Annotated in this window: 12 protein-coding genes; 11 read left to right on the top strand and 1 reads right to left on the bottom strand. The window is 74.4% G+C overall.

The features are described from left to right. Window positions 1–236: 236 nt before the first annotated feature. The 3 genes from ABFY07_RS33340 to ABFY07_RS33350 all read left to right on the top strand — a co-directional run bounded on the left by ABFY07_RS33340 (window position 237) and on the right by ABFY07_RS33350 (window position 4,923). Window positions 237–2,543, top strand: coding sequence for a HelD family protein (locus ABFY07_RS33340; RefSeq protein ID WP_346178114.1), 2,307 nt, complete (start codon window positions 237–239; stop codon window positions 2,541–2,543). Window positions 2,544–2,947: 404 nt separating this feature from the next. Beyond that, window positions 2,948–4,378 carry an NAD-dependent malic enzyme gene (locus ABFY07_RS33345; RefSeq protein ID WP_346178072.1) on the top strand — a complete coding sequence of 477 codons (1,431 nt, stop codon included), beginning with the start codon at window positions 2,948–2,950 and terminating at the stop codon, window positions 4,376–4,378. 263 nt (window positions 4,379–4,641) lie between these two features. Then, the gene (locus ABFY07_RS33350) at window positions 4,642–4,923 is read left to right on the top strand and encodes an HU family DNA-binding protein (RefSeq protein ID WP_009717479.1); all 282 of its coding nucleotides are present in this window, start codon (window positions 4,642–4,644) and stop codon (window positions 4,921–4,923) included. Window positions 4,924–5,011: 88 nt separating this feature from the next. On the opposite strand, the gene murA is transcribed toward ABFY07_RS33350, so the two are convergent. Then, window positions 5,012–6,355: a UDP-N-acetylglucosamine 1-carboxyvinyltransferase gene (murA, locus tag ABFY07_RS33355; protein WP_346178073.1), complete on the bottom strand. Its 1,344-nt coding sequence runs from the start codon at window positions 6,353–6,355 to the stop codon at window positions 5,012–5,014. Window positions 6,356–6,594: 239 nt separating this feature from the next. Between murA and ABFY07_RS33360 the strand changes: the two genes are divergently transcribed. The 8 genes from ABFY07_RS33360 to ABFY07_RS33395 all read left to right on the top strand — a co-directional run bounded on the left by ABFY07_RS33360 (window position 6,595) and on the right by ABFY07_RS33395 (window position 17,778). After that, window positions 6,595–7,182 (top strand): YqgE/AlgH family protein, encoded by a 588-nt coding sequence (locus tag ABFY07_RS33360; RefSeq protein WP_065960137.1) that lies wholly within the window; start codon window positions 6,595–6,597, stop codon window positions 7,180–7,182. Between the two features lie 119 nt (window positions 7,183–7,301). Continuing rightward, window positions 7,302–7,586 (top strand): DUF3039 domain-containing protein, encoded by a 285-nt coding sequence (locus ABFY07_RS33365; protein WP_076972165.1) that lies wholly within the window; start codon window positions 7,302–7,304, stop codon window positions 7,584–7,586. A gap of 237 nt (window positions 7,587–7,823) precedes the next feature. After that, on the top strand, window positions 7,824–9,476 hold the full coding sequence (locus ABFY07_RS33370) for a beta-N-acetylhexosaminidase (protein WP_346178074.1): 1,653 nt from the start codon (window positions 7,824–7,826) through the stop codon (window positions 9,474–9,476). A gap of 275 nt (window positions 9,477–9,751) precedes the next feature. Continuing rightward, complete coding sequence (locus tag ABFY07_RS33375; protein WP_065960132.1) at window positions 9,752–10,651, top strand: FAD binding domain-containing protein; 900 nt, start codon at window positions 9,752–9,754, stop codon at window positions 10,649–10,651. Further along, entirely contained in the window at window positions 10,648–13,011 is a 2,364-nt protein-coding gene (locus ABFY07_RS33380; RefSeq protein WP_346178075.1) for a 2Fe-2S iron-sulfur cluster-binding protein, read from the top strand. The genes ABFY07_RS33375 and ABFY07_RS33380 overlap by 4 nt, the downstream gene beginning before the upstream one ends. Further along, window positions 13,008–15,335 (top strand): xanthine dehydrogenase family protein molybdopterin-binding subunit, encoded by a 2,328-nt coding sequence (locus ABFY07_RS33385; RefSeq protein WP_346178076.1) that lies wholly within the window; start codon window positions 13,008–13,010, stop codon window positions 15,333–15,335. Before ABFY07_RS33380 ends, ABFY07_RS33385 begins: the two co-directional genes overlap by 4 nt. A gap of 29 nt (window positions 15,336–15,364) precedes the next feature. Beyond that, window positions 15,365–16,054, top strand: coding sequence for a response regulator transcription factor (locus tag ABFY07_RS33390; RefSeq protein WP_346178077.1), 690 nt, complete (start codon window positions 15,365–15,367; stop codon window positions 16,052–16,054). Further along, the gene (locus ABFY07_RS33395; RefSeq protein WP_346178078.1) at window positions 16,051–17,778 is read left to right on the top strand and encodes a sensor histidine kinase; all 1,728 of its coding nucleotides are present in this window, start codon (window positions 16,051–16,053) and stop codon (window positions 17,776–17,778) included. The genes ABFY07_RS33390 and ABFY07_RS33395 overlap by 4 nt, the downstream gene beginning before the upstream one ends. The last annotated feature ends 11 nt before the right edge of the window (window positions 17,779–17,789 follow it).

A 17,789-nucleotide genomic window follows, 5' to 3' on the forward strand; every position in this document is an offset into this window, starting at 1 on the left:
CTGCCCTACGCACACAGAAGGGGGCTTGGGTGGCCGCGCACAACGCCACGCACGCGAGCCGGGAGGCGAGACCGGACAGACCCGGGCCCGCCGCCGAACGGGACGCCGCGCAACGGGACGCCGTGAACCAGGACGGTGTGAACCAGGGCGCCGGGAACCGGGACGCCGGGAACCAGGACGGCGGGAACCAGGACGGCGCTCACCAGGACGGCGGGGACGGGGTCCGCGAGCGGGAGATCCGTGGCGAGCAGGCGCATCTGGACCGCGTCTACCGCCGCCTCGAGGAGAAGATCCACGAGGCGGAGTTCCTGATGGACGACGCCGCCAAGCGCGGCCAGGTCGGCACGCCCGGCGCGCTCGCCGAGCGGGACGCCCAGGTCTTCCGCGCCGGCGTGCACCTCAACCGACTCAACAGCGAGTTCGAGGACTTCCTCTTCGGCCGCATCGACCTGCTGCTCGGCAAGGACGGGGAGCGCGGCCCGGACGGCGCGTACACCTCCGTCGAGCCCGCCGACGACGCCATCCAGCCCGGCGGCGAGGACGGCGGCGACCGCGCGGAGATCGCAGAGACCCTGCACATCGGCCGCATCGGCGTCCTGGACGCCGACTACGCCCCCCTCGTCATCGACTGGCGGGCCCCCGCCGCCGCCCCCTTCTACCGCTCCACCCCCGTCGCCCCCGGCCGGGTCGTGCGCCGCCGCGTCATCCGCAGCAAGGGCCGCCGGGTGATCGGCGTCGAGGACGACCTGCTGCGCCCCGAACTCACCGCGACCCTGGACGGCGCGGACCTGCCGGTCGTCGGCGACGGCGCGCTGATGGCGGCGCTCGGCCAGGCCCGCGGCCACACCATGCGCGACATCGTCGCCTCCATCCAGGCCGAACAGGACCTGGTGATCCGCGCCCCCGCCGCCTCCGTCACCGAGGTGGAGGGCGGCCCGGGCACCGGCAAGACCGCGGTCGCGCTGCACCGCGCGGCGTACCTGCTCTACCAGGACCGGCGGCGGTACGCGGGCGGGATCCTGGTCGTCAGCCCGACCCCGCTGCTGGTCGCCTACACCGAGGGCGTGCTGCCCTCGCTCGGCGAGGAGGGGCAGGTCGCGATCCGCGCGGTCGGGTCGCTGGTGGACGGCGCCGAGGCCACCGCGTACGACGAGCCGGCCGTGGCCCGCGTCAAGGGCTCGGCCCGGATGACGCGGGTGCTGCGCAAGGCCGCCCGCGGCGCCCTGGAGCTGCCCGCGGGCCCCGGCCGGGCCGGGCCGCCGGAGCGGCTGCGCGTCGTGGCGTTCGGCGCGCGCGTCGAGCTGGACGCGGACGAGCTGCGCCGGATCAGGCAGGCCGCGCTGGGCGGCACCGCGCCCGTCAACCTCCTGCGGCCGCGCGCCCGCCGCCTGCTGCTGGACGCGCTGTGGGCCAAGTCGGGGGCCGGCCGCCGCTACACCGACCCCGAGCTGGCCGCCGAGGCGCGCGAGGGGTTCGACGAGGACATCTCCACCGAGGACGACTTCCTCGGCTTCCTGGACGCCTGGTGGCCCGAGCTCACCCCGCGCTCCGTGCTGGCCGCGATGGCCGACGAGAAGCGGCTGGGGCGCTGGTCCCGGCGGGTGCTGACGCAGCGCGAAGTGCGGCAGCTCGCCCGCTCGCTGGCCCGGCTCGGCGAGGACGGCCGGGGGCCGCTGTCCGTGCACGACGTGGCGCTGCTGGACGAGCTGCACACCGTCCTGGGCGCCCCGGCCCGGCCCGCCAGGCCCCGCGAGGCCGACCCGCTGGACCAGCTCACCGGCCTGGAGGAGCTGACCACCTTCGCCGACCGCACCGCGCGGCGCCGCGGCCGCGCGGACCGGGCCGAGCAGGAGCGCGCCGACTACGCCCATGTGATCGTCGACGAGGCGCAGGACCTCACCCCCATGCAGTGGCGCATGATCGGGCGGCGCGGCCGCCACGCCACCTGGACGGTGGTCGGGGACCCGGCGCAGAGCTCCTGGTCGGACCCGGAGGAGGCGGCCGAGGCCCGCGCCGAGGCGCTGGGCAGCCGCCCGCGCCGCCGCTTCACGCTGACCGTGAACTACCGCAACCCGGCGGAGATCGCCGAGGTCGCGGCGAAGGTGCTCGCGCTCGCCATGCCCGGCGCCCAGGCGCCCGAGGCGGTCCGCTCCACCGGCCTGGCGCCGCGCTTCGCACCCGCGGCGGACGGGGACGGGGCCGACGGGGCGCTGGCGGCGCGGGTGCGCGAGGAGGCGCGGCGGCTGCTGGACGAGGTGGACGGCACGGTCGGCGTGGTCGTCGCCATGCGGCGGCGCGCGGCGGCGCGCCGCTGGCTGGAGGGGCTCGGCGACCGCGTGGTGGCCCTGGGCAGCCTGGAGGCCAAGGGCCTGGAGTACGACGCGACGGTCGTGGTCTCGCCCGCGGAGATCGCCGACGAGTCCCCGGCGGGGCTGCGCGTGCTGTACGTGGCGCTGACCCGCGCCACGCAGCGGCTGACCGTGGTGCCGGGGGAGCGGGACGACCCCGACGAGCACGGCGTCCCCGATCTGCTCCGCGACTGACCTGTTCCGGGACCGCTCCGCTCCGGGGAGTGCTCGAGCCGCTCCGGGACCGGAGCAGCCCCGGGCGGAAAATCAACCCGTGGGGGAGGGAATCACTTCCGGGGATGGTTTGTTAGCCTTGCTGTGGCACCGGCTCGATCCAAGCCCCCGGGCCCAACCTTCGTCGCTTCGAGCGACCACTTGCCGCGAGGCGAGCATGGCGGGTCGGTGCCACTCAGACCGTTGAAGAGGTCCGCGTCAGCCTTCAGGGCGCGGGCCTCTTTCGTTTGCTGAACAATATTTCCGAAACTCGGGCCCGGTTACCAGGTACCGGAAGGTAGGTGCAACTATCTGAGGACGCGGCCCGGCAACCACTACCGCGGCCCCGGACAACCTGAAACAAGGGAAAGCAGAGGAAGTCGGCCATGGCAACGGCGCCCAGCGTCTCGTACTCGATGACGGTCCGGCTGGAGGTCCCCGCGAGCGGCACGGCGGTCAGCCAGCTCACCACGGCCGTGGAGTCCTCCGGTGGCTCGGTCACCGGCCTCGACGTGACCGCGTCCGGTCACGAGAAGCTCCGTATCGACGTCACCATCGCCGCGACCTCCACCGCGCACGCCGACGAGATCGTCGAGAAGCTGCGCGGCATCGAGGGCGTCTCGCTCGGCAAGGTCTCCGACCGTACGTTCCTGATGCACCTCGGCGGCAAGATCGAGATGTCGTCGAAGCACCCCATCCGCAACCGCGACGACCTGTCCATGGTCTACACCCCGGGCGTCGCCCGCGTCTGCCAGGCCATCGCCGACAACCCCGAGGACGCCCGCCGCCTCACCATCAAACGCAACAGCGTCGCGGTGGTCACCGACGGCTCCGCGGTGCTGGGCCTGGGCAACATCGGCCCCAAGGCCGCGCTGCCCGTCATGGAGGGCAAGGCGGCCCTGTTCAAGCGCTTCGCCGGCATCGACGCCTGGCCGCTGTGCCTGGACACCCAAGACAGTGATGAAATCGTCGCGATCGTGAAAGCGATCGCCCCCGGCTTCGCGGGAATCAACCTGGAGGACATCTCCGCCCCCCGCTGCTTCGAGATCGAGGCCCGGCTGCGCGAGGCGCTGGACATCCCGGTCTTCCACGACGACCAGCACGGCACCGCGATCGTGGTGCTCGCCGCCCTCACCAACGCGCTGCGCGTGGTCAACAAGAAGATCGGCGACGTGCGGGTGGTCATGTCCGGCGCGGGCGCGGCCGGCACCGCGATCCTCAAGCTGCTGATCGCCGCGGGCGTGCGCCACGCGGTGGTCGCGGACATCCACGGCGTGGTGCACGCCGGGCGCGAGGACCTGGCCGGCGCGAACGGCAACGGCGACATGGCCGCGCTGCGCTGGATCGCCGACAACACCAACCCCGAGGGCGTCACCGGCACGCTCAAGGAGGCCGTGCGCGGCGCCGACGTCTTCATCGGCGTCTCCGCCCCGAACGTCCTGTCCGGCGAGGACGTGGCCGCCATGGCGGACGACGCGATCGTCTTCGCGCTGGCCAACCCCGACCCCGAGGTGGACCCGGCGATCGCCCGCCAGACCGCCGCCGTGGTCGCCACCGGCCGCTCCGACTTCCCGAACCAGATCAACAACGTGCTGGTCTTCCCGGGCGTCTTCCGCGGCCTGCTCGACGCCCAGTCGCGTACGGTGAACGACGACATGATGCTGGCCGCGGCCCGGGCCCTGGCGGACGTCGTCCACGACGATGAGCTGAACGCCAACTACATCATCCCGAGTGTCTTCAACGACAAGGTCGCGGGTGCGGTCGCCGGGGCCGTGCGGGCCGCCGCCAAGGCTGTGACCGGTACCACGGCGGTCTAGGCCGGGCTCGGCGCGTCGTACGGCGCGTCGGGTGGCGTTCAGCCGATCGGGCCCCCTTAGGGTGTCGGCAGAAACGGCCGCCACGGCGCTATCCGTGCGACTCACCAGGGCCCCGGATTGGCTTTCCCGCCACAGGTGGGGGCAGGATGCGTTCCGGGCGCGAGGGTCTGAACAGCAGACCCGGGTCCGGGGACTGTCCGAGGGCCCTGGCAGCATCGGCTTCGATCTCACGCCTACTGGCAAGATGAACACGGGAGTACAAAATGAACCGCAGTGAGCTGGTGGCCGCTCTGTCCGAGCGCGCCGAGGTGACCCGAAAGGACGCCGACGCCGTTCTGGCCGCCCTCGCCGAGGTGACCGGAGAGGTCGTCGCGAAGGGCGACGAGAAGGTCACCATCCCCGGCTTCCTCACCTTCGAGCGCACCCACCGTGCCGCTCGCACCGCGCGCAACCCGCAGACCGGTGAGCCGATCGAGATCCCGGCCGGCTACAGCGTGAAGGTCTCCGCGGGCTCCAAGCTCAAGGAAGCCGCCAAGGGCAAGTAAGACCCCATGCGAAAGGGGCGGCCACCCCGCTGATGGGTGGCCGCCCCTTTCGGCGTTCCTGGGGCCCTCTGAGGCCGTTTCCGGGGCCTTAGGCCTTCTCCCCGGCCCCCGGCAGCTCCACCTTCGCGCCCAGCTCCACGAGCTTGTCCATGAAGTTCTCGTAGCCGCGGTTGATCAGGTCGATGCCGTGGACCCGGGAGGTGCCCTGGGCCGCCAGGGCCGCGATGAGGTACGAGAAGCCGCCGCGCAGGTCGGGGATGACCAGGTCCGCGCCCTGCAGCTTGGTCGGGCCCGACACGACCGCCGAGTGCAGGAAGTTCCGCTGGCCGAAGCGGCAGGCGGAGCCGCCCAGGCACTCGCGGTAGAGCTGGATATGCGCGCCCATCTGGTTCAGCGCGGAGGTGAAGCCCAGCCGCGACTCGTACACCGTCTCGTGGACGATGGACAGCCCGGAGGCCTGGGTCAGGGCCACGACCAGGGGCTGCTGCCAGTCGGTCTGGAAACCGGGGTGGACGTCCGTCTCCAGGGCGATCGCGTTGAGCTTGCCGCCCGGGTGCCAGAACCGTATCCCCTCGTCGTCGATGTCGAAGGCGCCGCCGACCTTGCGGTAGGTGTTGAGGAAGGTCATCATCTCGCGCTGGCTGGCGCCGCGCACGTAGATGCTGCCCTCGGTCGCGAGCGCCGCACTGGCCCAGGAGGCGGCCTCCAGGCGGTCGGGCAGGGCGCGGTGGTTGTAGCCGCCGAGCTTGTCGACGCCGGTGATGCGGATCGTCCGGTCGGTGTCCATGGAGATGATCGCGCCCATTTTCTGCAGGACGCAGATCAGGTCCTCGATCTCCGGTTCGACCGCCGCGTTGGAGAGTTCCGTCACACCCTCGGCGAGCACCGCCGTCAGCAGCACCTGCTCGGTGGAGCCGACCGACGGGTACGGCAGGCGGATCTTGGCGCCGCGCAGCCGGTGCGGGGCCTCCAGGTACTGGCCGTCCGCCCGCTTCTCGATCGTGGCGCCGAACTGCCGCAGCACGTCGAAGTGGAAGTCGATCGGCCGGCCGCCGATGTCGCAGCCGCCCAGGCCGGGGATGAAGGCGTGGCCGAGGCGGTGCAGCAGCGGACCGCAGAACAGGATCGGGATGCGCGAGGAGCCCGCGTGGGCGTCGATGTCGGCGACGTTGGCGCTCTCCACGTGGGTCGGGTCCAGCACCAGCTCGCCGGCCTCGTCACCGGGGCGTACCGTGACGCCGTGCAGCTGGAGCAGCCCGCGCACCACCCGCACGTCGCGGATGTCGGGGACGTTGCGCAGCCGGCTCGGCCCGCTGCCGAGCAGCGCGGCGACCATGGCCTTGGGCACGAGGTTCTTCGCGCCGCGGACACGGATCTCGCCTTCGAGCGGGGTGCCGCCATGGACGAGCAGGACATCGTTCGAGCGGGTCATCTGGTCTCGCGTTCCTGGGACGGTCGGGGGCCAAAAGGCAAGAGTAATGGCCGCGGAGAGCGCCTCCGCATGCCCGAGGTACCCACAGAACCGACATGAATGTGTCACAACACGTTCGGTTCGGAGCGGAAAGCGGACGGTTACATGCGCCGTGCCTGCTGTCGTACGCCCCGACCTGCTCTCATACGGGACTCGTCTTCCACTCCCCCTCCGGGGCCGACATGCGGGATCATGTGTCCATGACCGAGGTGTCCTCGCTCACAGGACGGCTGCTTGTCGCGACACCGGCGCTGGCGGACCCGAACTTCGACCGCGCGGTGGTGCTCCTCCTCGACCACGACGAGGAGGGGTCGCTGGGCGTGGTGCTCAACCGCCCGACCCCGGTAGGGGTCGGCGACATCCTGGAGTCCTGGGCCGCGCTGGCCGGCGAGCCGGGGGTGGTGTTCCAGGGCGGCCCGGTGTCGCTCGACTCCGCGCTGGGCGTCGCCGTGGTCCCGGGCGAGGCCGGCAGAGCCTCCTCCGTGACCGAGGACGGCCCGCTCGGCTGGCGCCGGGTGCACGGCGCGATCGGACTGGTCGACCTGGAGGCGCCGCCCGAGCTGCTGGCCGCCGCCGTCGGCTCGCTGCGGATCTTCGCGGGCTACGCCGGATGGGGGCCGGGGCAGCTGGAGGACGAGCTGTCCGAGGGCGCGTGGTACGTGGTGGAGTCCGAGCCGGGCGATGTCTCCTCGCCCGCCCCGGAGCGGCTGTGGCGGGCGGTGCTGCGCCGCCAGCGCAGCGAACTGGCGATGGTCGCCACCTATCCGGACGATCCCTCGCTCAATTGAGGGCGGCCGCCCAACTGGGAGCGGTGGGTGGCGGGTGGCGCGCGGCGGCGAACACCGGCCGGCGCCGAGGGGAGGCGCTGAGCCGTCGTTCGCCCGGAGCCTGAGTACCCTAGGGCTGTATGAGCACTCTTGAGCCCGAGCGCGGGGCAGGCACGGGGACCCTCGTTGAGCCGACACCGCAGGTGTCGCACGGTGACGGCGACCACGAGCGCTATGCCCACTATGTACAGAAGGACAAGATCATGGAGAGCGCGCTCTCCGGATCGCCGGTGGTCGCCCTGTGCGGCAAGGTCTGGGTCCCGGGTCGCGACCCGAAGAAGTACCCGGTCTGCCCGATGTGCAAGGAGATCTTCGACGGCATGGGCGCCGGCGGCGACAAGGACAAGGACGGCGGCAAGAAGTAAGCCTTCCGCCTCCGGCGCACCGCCGGAGACGAGCCCCGCGCGCGGCACGTCCGGCCCGCGCCCCCTCGACCGGGGCGCGGGCCGGACGTGTGCCCGCATCTCGGCGGGGAGTTGCCGGGCGGCTGAGCAGCGGCCGCTCGGGGCAGTGAAGCAGTGGCAGGCCGAGCCCTGCCGCGCAGCCCCACTCGCCACGAGGCTTCGCTCGCCGCGAGGCCACCCGCCGGGAAGGCACTTGCCATGAAGCTGACGGATCCGATCCCGGCGCCCAGCAGCGCGCACGAGCCGCTGTCCGGCGCCGGCCACCTCCTGGACGCCACGACCCCGCTGGCGGCGGGGCCGGGCACCGAGCCCACCGCGCGCTGGCTGCGCGCCACGGTCGGCGCCGCCACCGGCCTGCCGCTCGCGCCCGGCCAGGACCACGACAGCGGCGTCGTCCTCCGGATCAGCCCCGAGATCGAGCGGAAGCTGGGCCCCGAGGGCTACCGCCTCGCCGTCGACGGCCACGCCGTCCGGATCGACGGCGGCGGCCCGGCCGGCGTCTTCTGGGGCGCGCAGACGCTCCGTCAGCTGCTGGGGCCCGAGGCCCACCGCCGGGCTCCGATCGCGCCCCGCGAGCGGTGGGAGGTGCCCGCCGGCGTGATCGAGGACGCCCCGCGCTTCGCCTGGCGCGGTCTGATGCTGGACGTCGCGCGGCACTTCATGCCCAAGGGCGATCTGCTCGCCTACGTCGACCTCATGGCCGCGCACAAGCTCAATGTGCTCCACCTGCACCTGACGGACGACCAGGGCTGGCGCCTGGAGATCCGCCGCTACCCCAGGCTCACCGAGGTCGGCGCCTGGCGCGAGCGCAGCAAAGTCGGCCCTCGCGACTCGCCGCTGTGGGACGAGCGCCCGCACGGCGGCTACTACACCCAGGACGACATCCGCGAGATCGTCGCCTACGCCGCCGAGCGGCACATCACCGTCGTCCCGGAGATCGACATCCCCGGACACTCGCAGGCCGCCATCGCCGCGCACCCGGAACTGGGCAACACCGACGTCATCGACACCGCCTCCCTCGGAGTCTGGACCACCTGGGGCATCAATCCGAACGTACTCTCACCCACCGACACCACGCTGCGCTTCTACGAGAACGTCCTGGAGGAGGTCCTGGAACTCTTCCCCGGCACCTTCGTCCACCTCGGCGGCGACGAGTGCCCCAGGGAGCAGTGGCAGGCCTCCCCGGCCGCCCGGGACCGCGTCCGCGAGCTGGGCCTGGCCGGCGTGGACCAGCTTCAGGGCTGGCTGCTGGGGCACTTCGGCCGCCGGCTCGCCGAGCGCGGCCGCCGCCTGATCGGCTGGGACGAGATCCTGGAAGGCGTCCTCCCGGAAGCCGGCCTGCCCGAGGGCGCCGCCGTCCAGTCCTGGCGCGGCTACGCGGGCGGCATCGCGGCCGCCAGGGCCGGCCACGACGTCGTCATGTGCCCCAAGCAGCACGTGTACTTCGACTACCGCCAGGCGCCGGGCGACGACGAGCCGGTGCCCCTCGGCTACGTACGCACACTGGAGGACGTCTACCGCTTCGAGCCGGTTCCGCCCCAGCTCACCGGCGCCGACGCGGAGCGCGTGCTCGGCGCCCAGGCCAACGTGTGGACGGAGCTGACGGAGGACCGGCGGCGCGTGGACTACCAGACCTTCCCCCGCCTCGCCGCCTTCGCCGAGACCGTCTGGTCCTCCCTCCCGCCCCCGTCCGAACGGGACTTCGAGGGCTTCCAGGAGCGCATGGCGGCCCACTACGCCCGCCTGGACGCGCTCGGCGTGGAGTACCGGCCTCCCGGCGGCCCGCGCCCCTGGCAGCGGCGCCCGGGCGTATCCGGACGTCCGATCGACGGGTCGCCCCCGATCGTGTGAGGCACACCGGAAGGTGCGCCCCCCGGCGGCATGCGCCTGGGACCGTGGGTCCCCGGCGCAACCCCAAGTCGTACGAGGGTCCCTGAAACGTGGCAATCCACACCTGGCGGAGACGTCGTCCCAAACCCGTACCATCCCCTTGGTCGGGGACGGATCCATGCTTGACGGACCCTCGCGACGGCGGACTCGGAAGATGTGCCAGAGTTGCCACGTCCGGGCTGTCAGCACGTACCGTACGGCGCAACAGCCGGGACACCGGGGAAGGGGCAGCTGGGTTGACCACGCACGCACCGCAGGCGGCGCACACGGTGACGTTGCCGGGCACGCTCGACGAGGCCGTGGCGGCGCTGGCCGCCATGCCCGCCGCCGTGCCCGTCGCGGGCGGCACCGATCTGATGGCCGCCGTCAACTCCGGGCTGCTGCGGCCCGCCGCCCTCGTCGGTCTCGGCCGGATCAGCGAGATCCGGGGCTGGCGCTACCTGGACGGCCACGCCCTGCTCGGCGCCGGACTCACCCACGCCCGCATGGGCCGCCCCGACTTCGCCGCGCTCATCCCGGCGCTGGCCGCCGCCGCCCGCGCGGCCGGGCCGCCGCAGATCCGCAACGCGGGCACGCTCGGCGGGAACATCGTCACCGCCGCCCCCACGGGCGACGCGCTGCCGGTGCTCGCCGCGCTGGAGGCCACGGTCATCATCGCCGGGCCCGAGGGCGCGCGCCGTGAGATCCCGGTCAGCCATCTGCTGGCCGGCGTGGAGATGCTGCGGCCCGGTGAACTCGTCGGGTTCGTACGGGTGCCGATCCTCCACGCGCCCCAGGCCTTCCTGAAGGCCACCGGCCGCACCGGCCCGGGCCGGGCCACGGCCTCGGTCGCCGTGGTGCTCGACCCGGCGCGGCGCGGGGTGCGCTGCGCGGTCGGCGCGGTCGCGCCCATGCCGCTGCGCCCGCTGGAGGCCGAGCGCTGGGTGGCCTCGCTCATCGACTGGGACGGCGACCGGGGCCGCCTCGACCCGCAGGTGGCCGCCGCCTTCGGCGAGTACGTCGCCGCCGCCTGCATTCCCGACCCGGCTCCGCCCGCCGACGGCTCCGAGCCGGTGCCCCTGCCGCCCGCCGCGATCCATCTGAGGCGTACGGTGGCAGCCCTGGCCCGCCGAGCATTGGGGAGGGCACTCGCGTGAGTGACGAACAGCAGCCGCACCGGCCGGATCCCGGGAGCGGGTGGCAGCCGATGCCGCACGGCCCCGAGTACGACGCGGAGGCCACCGGCTTCGTGCAGCTGCCGCCCGACCACTCGCTCCAGGACCCGGCCGCCCTCGCGGGCGGGTGGGACCCGCTCGCGGCCCCCGGCACCGGCTACACGCCCCCGCCCATGACGGGCGTGCCCGGCGCGCCCTCGCAGGGCGGCCAGTGGCAGCCGACGGCGCACGACCCCGGCGCGCACGGGCAGCCGACCCCCCCGGCGGGTGATCCCGCCGGGACCGGGCACTGGTCGCTGCCGATGGACGCCGGCGCGGACGCCTCCGGGCAGTGGGCGCAGCCCGGACAGGGCGGTGACTCGGGCGAGTACGCCTACGGGGGACGCCAGGACCCGCACGCCCCGCACCACGCGCACGACCCGCACGACCCGCATGGGAACGGGGGGTGGGACCTGCCCGCCGCCGGGCAGGGGCAGGCCGGCCAGCCGGGTCAGGCCGGGCAGTGGTCGATCCCCTTCGCCGCCGACGACGGCTACGACGAGACCGGCGCGTATCCGGTGAACGACCCGGCCGCCGCGGCCCAGTGGCAGGTGCCCGAGGCGCCCGGCGGCCAGTGGGGCGCCCCGGCCGTGGGCGACCACGGGGTCGAGGAGAGCGGCGAATACCCGGTCGTCGAGCACCCCGGCCCGGCGGCGTCTCCGTACGGCGCGCACGACACCGCGCAGTGGGCGATGCCCTACGCCGACGGCACGCACGAGCAGCAGAGCGGGCCCGACCCGCACGGCCACGCCCAGCCGCACGCTCAACCGCACGCCCAGCAGGGCCAGGTGGGTCAGAGGGGCCAGACCGGGCAGACCGGCCAGTGGTCGTTTCCGGTGGCCGGTGACGACGGCGCCGAGGACTCCGGCGAGTACGCGCTCGGCGACCACGCCCTCCGCCCCGCCCCCGCCCCGCAGCGGCTCAGGGGCCCCGCCCGGCGCCGCCTGAGGCTGCCCGGCGGCGCCCACGAGGTGGACGACTGGCCCGAGGAGTTGACGCACGGCGGCCAGGGCGGCGCCGACGCGCACGAGGGCGCGGGGACCCCGCCGCACGGAGTGGTGCCCACGGGCGGCCGCGGCGGGTTCGTGGACGACGGTTACGACGAACACGGCGGCTACGACGGACCGGCGGACGACGGCTCCGCGCACGAGGGCTCCGCGCACGAGGACCAGGGCGCGACCCCGCCGCACGGCGTCGCCGCCGAGGGCACGCCCTCCGAGGCGCCTGATGCCCTTGAGGCGGCGGGGGCCGCGGAGGCGGCCGAAGCGTTCGAGGCCCCCGAGGTACCTGAGGCACTGGAACCTGTCGAGGCAGCAGAAGCTCCCGAGGCACACCAGGCTCCCGAGGTACACCAGGCACCCGCGGGTCCCGCACAGGCCGGGGATTCGGCCGAGTTGGCGCTGGACGGCCAGGGCGCGCCCCTCGCCGACGCCGACCCGTCGGCCGGTGACGGCGCGTCCGCCGACGGCGGCGAGCCACCCGCCGCCGAGGCGGCCCCCGAAGCAGCCGAGCCCGCCGCACCGGCCGACGCGCCGGACGCGGCAGCCGCGGCGGACCCGGCGGCCCCAGCCCTCGCAGAAGCCACAGACGCGACAGACGCGACAGAGGCGACAGACGCCCCGGCAGACCCTCAGCCGGACGACGCCGACGCGGCCCTCCAGGTCGACGGCGAGCACCCCAGCGCCTCGTACGTCCTGCACGTCAACGGCGCCGACCGGCCCGTCACCGACGCCTGGATCGGCGAGTCGCTGCTGTACGTACTGCGCGAGCGGCTGGGCCTGGCCGGGGCCAAGGACGGCTGCTCGCAGGGCGAGTGCGGCGCCTGCTCCGTGCAGGTCGACGGGCGGCTGGTCGCCTCCTGCCTGGTGCCCGCCGCGACCGCCGCGGGCTGCGAGGTCCGTACGGTCGAGGGCCTGGCCGTGGACGGGCAGCCGTCGGACGTGCAGCGCGCGCTGGCCGCCTGCGGGGCGGTGCAGTGCGGGTTCTGCGTGCCGGGCCTGGCGATGACCGTGCACGACCTGCTGGAGGGCAACCACTCCCCGACCGACCTGGAGACCCGCCAGGCGATCTGCGGGAACCTGTGCCGCTGCTCCGGCTACCGCGGCGTGGTCGACGCGGTGCGCCAGGTCGTCACGGAAAGGGAGGCGGCGGCCGCCGCCGACGCGGAGGAGGCGGCGCAGCACGACGGGCAGGAAGCCGCCGCCCGCATCCCGCACCAGGCCGGCCCGCCGGGCATCAACGGCGCCGGTGGCAACGGCGGCTTCGACGGCAGCGGCACGGGCAGCGGGAGGGCGACGGCATGACTGGAATCGCGGACGGCACCGGCGCCGCCACCGCCACCCCCGCCGCCGGAGTCCCCCTCACGCCCAAGGAGCCGCCGACCATCGGCCTCGGCGTGTCGCTGGAGCCCGCCGACGCCGTCGCCAAGACCTCCGGCACCTTCCCGTACGCGGCCGACCTGTGGGCCGAGGGGCTGCTGTGGGCCGCCGTGCTGCGCTCCCCGCACCCGCACGCCCGTATCGTCTCGATCGACACCGCGGCCGCCGCCCGGATGCCGGGCGTCCGGGCCGTGGTGACGCACGCCGACGTCCCGGGCGACGCCTCGCACGGCCGCCGGGTCGCCGACCGCCAGGTCTTCGCCAAGGACGTGGTGCGCCACCACGGCGAGCCGATCGCCGCGGTCGCCGCCGACCACCCCGACACCGCCCGGCTGGCCGCCGCGGCCATCGCCGTCGAGTACGAGGTGCTGGAGCCGGTCACCGACCCCGAGCAGGCGTTCGCCGCCGAGCCGCTGCACCCCGACGGCAATCTGGTGCGCCACATCCCGCTGCGCTTCGGCGACCCGGACGTGGTCGGCGAGGTCATCGTCGAGGGCCTGTACCGGATCGGCCGTCAGGACCCGGCGCCCATCGGCGCCGAGGCCGGTCTGGCGGTCCCGCGCCCCGACGGCGGCGTGGAGATCTACACGGCCTCCACCGACCCGCACGCCGACCGCGACCTGGCCGCCGCCTGCTTCGGCCTGGAGCCGGAGCGGGTCAAGGTCGTGGTCACCGGCGTGCCCGGCGCCATGGGCGAGCGCGAGGACCCCGGCATGCAGCTGCCCCTCGGCCTGCTGGCGCTGCGCACCGGCCACCCCGTCAAGCTCGCCGCGACCCGCGAGGAGTCCTTCCTCGGCCACGCCCACCGCCACCCGACCCTGCTGCGCTACCGCCACCACGCCGACGCCGAGGGCAAGCTGGTGAAGGTCGAGGCCCAGATCCTGCTGGACGCGGGCGCGTACGCCGACTCCTCCGCGGACGCGCTGGCCGCCGCGGTGTCCTTCGCCTGCGGCCCGTACGTCGTGCCGCACGCGTTCATCGAGGGCTGGGCGGTGCGCACCAACAACCCGCCCTCCGGCCATGTCCGCGGCGAGGGCGCCATGCAGGTGTGCGCCGCGTACGAGGGCCAGATGGACAAGCTCGCGGCCAAGCTGGGCATCGACCCGGCCGAGATCCGGCTGCGCAACGCCATGGCGACCGGCGATCTGCTGCCCACCGGCCAGACCGTCACCTGCCCCGCCCCCGTCGCCGAACTGCTGCGCGCCGTACGGGACGCCCCGCTGCCCCCGCTCCCCGAGGACGACCCCGAGGAGGAGTGGCTGCTGCCCGGCGGCCCCGAGGGCGCCGGCGAGCCGGGCGCGGTGCGGCGCGGCGTCGGCTACGCGCTGGGCATGGTGCACATGCTGGGCGCCGAGGGGGCCGACGAGGTGTCCACGGCCACGGTCAAGGTCACCGGCTCGGTGGCCACCGTCATCTGCGCGGCCGTCGAGACCGGCCAGGGCTTCACCACCCTGGCCCGCCAGATCGTGCAGGAGATCCTCGGCATCGAGGAGGTGCACGTCGCCCCGGTCGACACCGACCAGCCCCCGGCCGGCCCCGCCGCGCGCGGCCGCCACACCTGGGTGTCGGGCGGCGCGGTCGAGCGGGCCGCGAAGATGGTCCGCACCCAGCTGCTCCAGCCGCTCGCGCACAAGTTCGGCATGTCCACCGAGCTGCTGACCATCGCCGACGGAAAGATCACCTCGTATGACGGGGTGCTCTCCACGACCGTCGACGAGGCGCTGGAGGGCAAGGAGCTGTGGGCCACCGCGCAGTGCCGCCCGCACCCCACCGAGCCACTGGACGAGACCGGCCAGGGCGACGCCTTCGTCGGCCTCGCCTTCTGCGCCGTACGCGCGGTGGTCGACGTCGACATCGAGATCGGCGCGGTGCGCGTGGTGGACATGACGGTCGCCCAGGACGTCGGCCGGGTGCTCAACCCCCGCCAGCTCGCGGCCCGGATCGAGGCGGGCGTCGCCCAGGGCATCGGCGCGGCCCTCACCGAGAACCTGCGCACCTCCCGCGGCGTGATCCGCCACCCGAACCTCACCGGCTACACCCTGCCGACCGCCGTGGACGTTCCCGACATCCGCATCGTCAAACTCGTCGAGGAGCGCGACGTGGTCGCCCCCTTCGGTGCCAAGGCCGCCAGCGCGGTGCCGGTCGTCACCACCCCGGCGGCGGTGGCCGCCGCGGTCCGCTCGGCCACCGGGCGCCCGGTCAACAGGCTGCCGATCCGCCCCCAGTCGGCGGTCGTCAACAGAACCTGATCGCGGTTCGAGTCTGAGGGGGTGGGCTGGTGAGCGCGCGCGTCCTGGTCGCCGAGGACGACGAGAAGCAGGCGAGGCTGATCCGGATCTATCTGGAACGGGAGGGAAACGCCGTCCAGACCGTCCACGACGGCCGCTCGGCCATCGACCGGGCCAGGGCCATCCGCCCCGACCTCATCGTGCTCGATGTGATGATGCCGCAGGTCGACGGCCTGGACGTGTGCCGCATCCTGCGCACCGAGTCCCAGGTGCCGATCCTGCTGCTGACCGCGCGGTCCACCGAGGAGGACATGCTCCTCGGGCTCGACCTCGGCGCCGACGACTACATGACCAAGCCGTACAGCCCCCGGGAGCTGACCGCGCGCGTCAGGGCCCTGCTGCGGCGGTCCCGGGCCGCCGGCGGGGAGCCGACGGTCATCAGGGCCGGGGCGCTGGAGATCGACACCGCGCGCTTCGAGGTGCGGCTGGCGGGCGAGGTGATCGCGCTGACCGGCAAGGAGTTCGCCATCCTGGCCCTGCTGGCGGGCGAGCCGGGGCGCGCCTTCACCCGGGCGCAGATCATCGACCGCGTCTTCGGCTTCGAGCAGAACGTGCTGGAGCGGACCGTGGACGCGCATGTGATGAACCTGCGCCGCAAGCTGGAGCGCGGGCCCGGGGCGCCCCGCATGCTGGAGACCGTCTACGGGCGCGGCTACCGGCTCGCGGACCCGGACCGGTGAGCTTCCGGCTGCGGGCGCTGGCCCTGGTGATGCTGCTCGTCGTCGCCGCCACCGCCGCCACCGCCTGGCTGACCCTGCGCCAGGCCTCGCGCCAGGCCAACGAGACCGCCGCCGCGGACCGGGCCGACATCAACCGCGTCACGAGCGAGCTGCGCCAGTACGGCCTGCGGCACGGCACCTGGGACGGCGTCGCCCCCGCCGTACGCGAGCTGGCCACCGCCACCGGGCAGCGGATACGGGTCACCACCACGACCGGGTCCGGGGCGGTGCTGGCCGACTCGGACGTCCTCATGGGCCGCGAGCCCCGCAGGACCGGCCCCGGCGCCCCGCTCCTGGTGGACCCGCGCCCCGAACTGCGGCTGCCCGCCGGGCTGGCGCCTGTGGCGGCCTTCAAGATCACCACCGTGGAGATCGCCCGGTACCGCTCCGGGGCGGCGTACGCGGCGTGCCTGACCCGGGCGGGCACCGAGGTGACGGTCGGCCGGGACGAGCACGGCGTCCCGACGTACGCGGCGGGCCGTAAGGCCGGAGACGGCGGCACGCCGACGCCGGGCGGATCCTGCCGGCGCGCGAAGACGTCATCGACGCAGTACGCCCGGTATGACGAGGCCGCGAAAACCTGCCTGTCGGACGCGGACGCGGACGCGGGCGCGGACGCGGGTGCGGGTGCGGGCGCGGGTGCGGGCGGGCGGGCGGGCAGCACCCCCTGCCTTCAGCGGGTCTTCGCGGAGCAGATCAGCGACGCCGCCCCGCCGCCCCTCCAGGTCCGGCTCGGCGCCCTCGACGACCCCCCGTCCACCCTCGCCGCCGCGCCCGCGGTCACCGTGGCCGTGGCCGTCGCCGCGGCGGCGATCCTCGGCGCGCTGCTGCTCAGCCGTACGGTGCTGCGCCCGGTCAGCGCCCTGACCGCGGCCTCCCGCGGCCTCGGCGAGGGCGACCTGGCCCGGCGGGTGCCCGTGACGGGCCGGGACGAGATCGCCGAACTCGGCCGCTCCTTCAACCGCATGGCCGAATCACTCCAGGCCAGCGAGGAGCGGCAGCGCCGACTCGTCGGGGACGTCGCGCATGAGCTGCGCACCCCGCTGGCCAATCTGCGCGGCTATCTCGAGGCGCTGCGCGACGGGGTCGTCGAGCCGGACCCCGAGCTGCTGGACTCGCTCCACGAGGAAGTCCTGCTCCAGCAGCGGATCGTCGACGACCTCCAGGACCTGGCGCTCGCCGAGGCGGGCGCCCTCACCTACCACCGCGACCACACCGACCTGGGCGAGCTGCTGGAGACCTGCCGCACCGCCCACCGGGCCCAGGCCGAGCGCGCCGGGGTCACCCTCACCGCCACGGTGCCCGCCGCGCCCGTGTACGCGCACGCCGACGCAGACCGGCTGCGGCAGGCCGTCGGCAACCTGGTGAGCAACGCCGTACGGGCCACCGCGCCCGGCGGCGGCGTCCGGCTGACCCTGGAGCGCCGCGCCGCGGAGGCCGTCGTACGGGTGAGCGACACCGGGCACGGCATCCCCGCCGAGCAGTTGCCGCACGTCTTCGAGCGCTTCTGGCGGGCCGACGCCGCGCGGGGGAGGGCCACCGGCGGCAGCGGGCTGGGGCTGTCCATCACACGCCAGATCGTGAAGGACCATCAGGGGACGATCGGGGTGGAGAGCGAGGTCGGCGTCGGCACGACGTTCACCATGGTGCTCCCGCTCCCGTCGACCGAGGCGCCCGCGGACTGACGCCCCCGCCG

The organism is Streptomyces sparsogenes subsp. cuspidosporus, from assembly GCF_039532705.1.
Classification (GTDB): domain Bacteria; phylum Actinomycetota; class Actinomycetes; order Streptomycetales; family Streptomycetaceae; genus Streptomyces; species Streptomyces sparsogenes.

What these genes read in the sequence shown, in the direction of transcription:
- ABFY07_RS33345 (WP_346178072.1), top strand. Translation starts at nt 2,948, where the DNA reads ATGGCAACGGCGCCCAGCGTCTCGTACTCGATGACGGTCCGGCTGGAG.
- ABFY07_RS33350 (WP_009717479.1), top strand. Translation starts at nt 4,642, where the DNA reads ATGAACCGCAGTGAGCTGGTGGCCGCTCTGTCCGAGCGCGCCGAGGTG.
- murA (WP_346178073.1), bottom strand. Translation starts at nt 6,355, where the DNA reads ATGACCCGCTCGAACGATGTCCTGCTCGTCCATGGCGGCACCCCGCTC.
- ABFY07_RS33360 (WP_065960137.1), top strand. Translation starts at nt 6,595, where the DNA reads ATGACCGAGGTGTCCTCGCTCACAGGACGGCTGCTTGTCGCGACACCG.
- ABFY07_RS33365 (WP_076972165.1), top strand. Translation starts at nt 7,302, where the DNA reads ATGAGCACTCTTGAGCCCGAGCGCGGGGCAGGCACGGGGACCCTCGTT.
- ABFY07_RS33370 (WP_346178074.1), top strand. Translation starts at nt 7,824, where the DNA reads ATGAAGCTGACGGATCCGATCCCGGCGCCCAGCAGCGCGCACGAGCCG.
- ABFY07_RS33385 (WP_346178076.1), top strand. Translation starts at nt 13,008, where the DNA reads ATGACTGGAATCGCGGACGGCACCGGCGCCGCCACCGCCACCCCCGCC.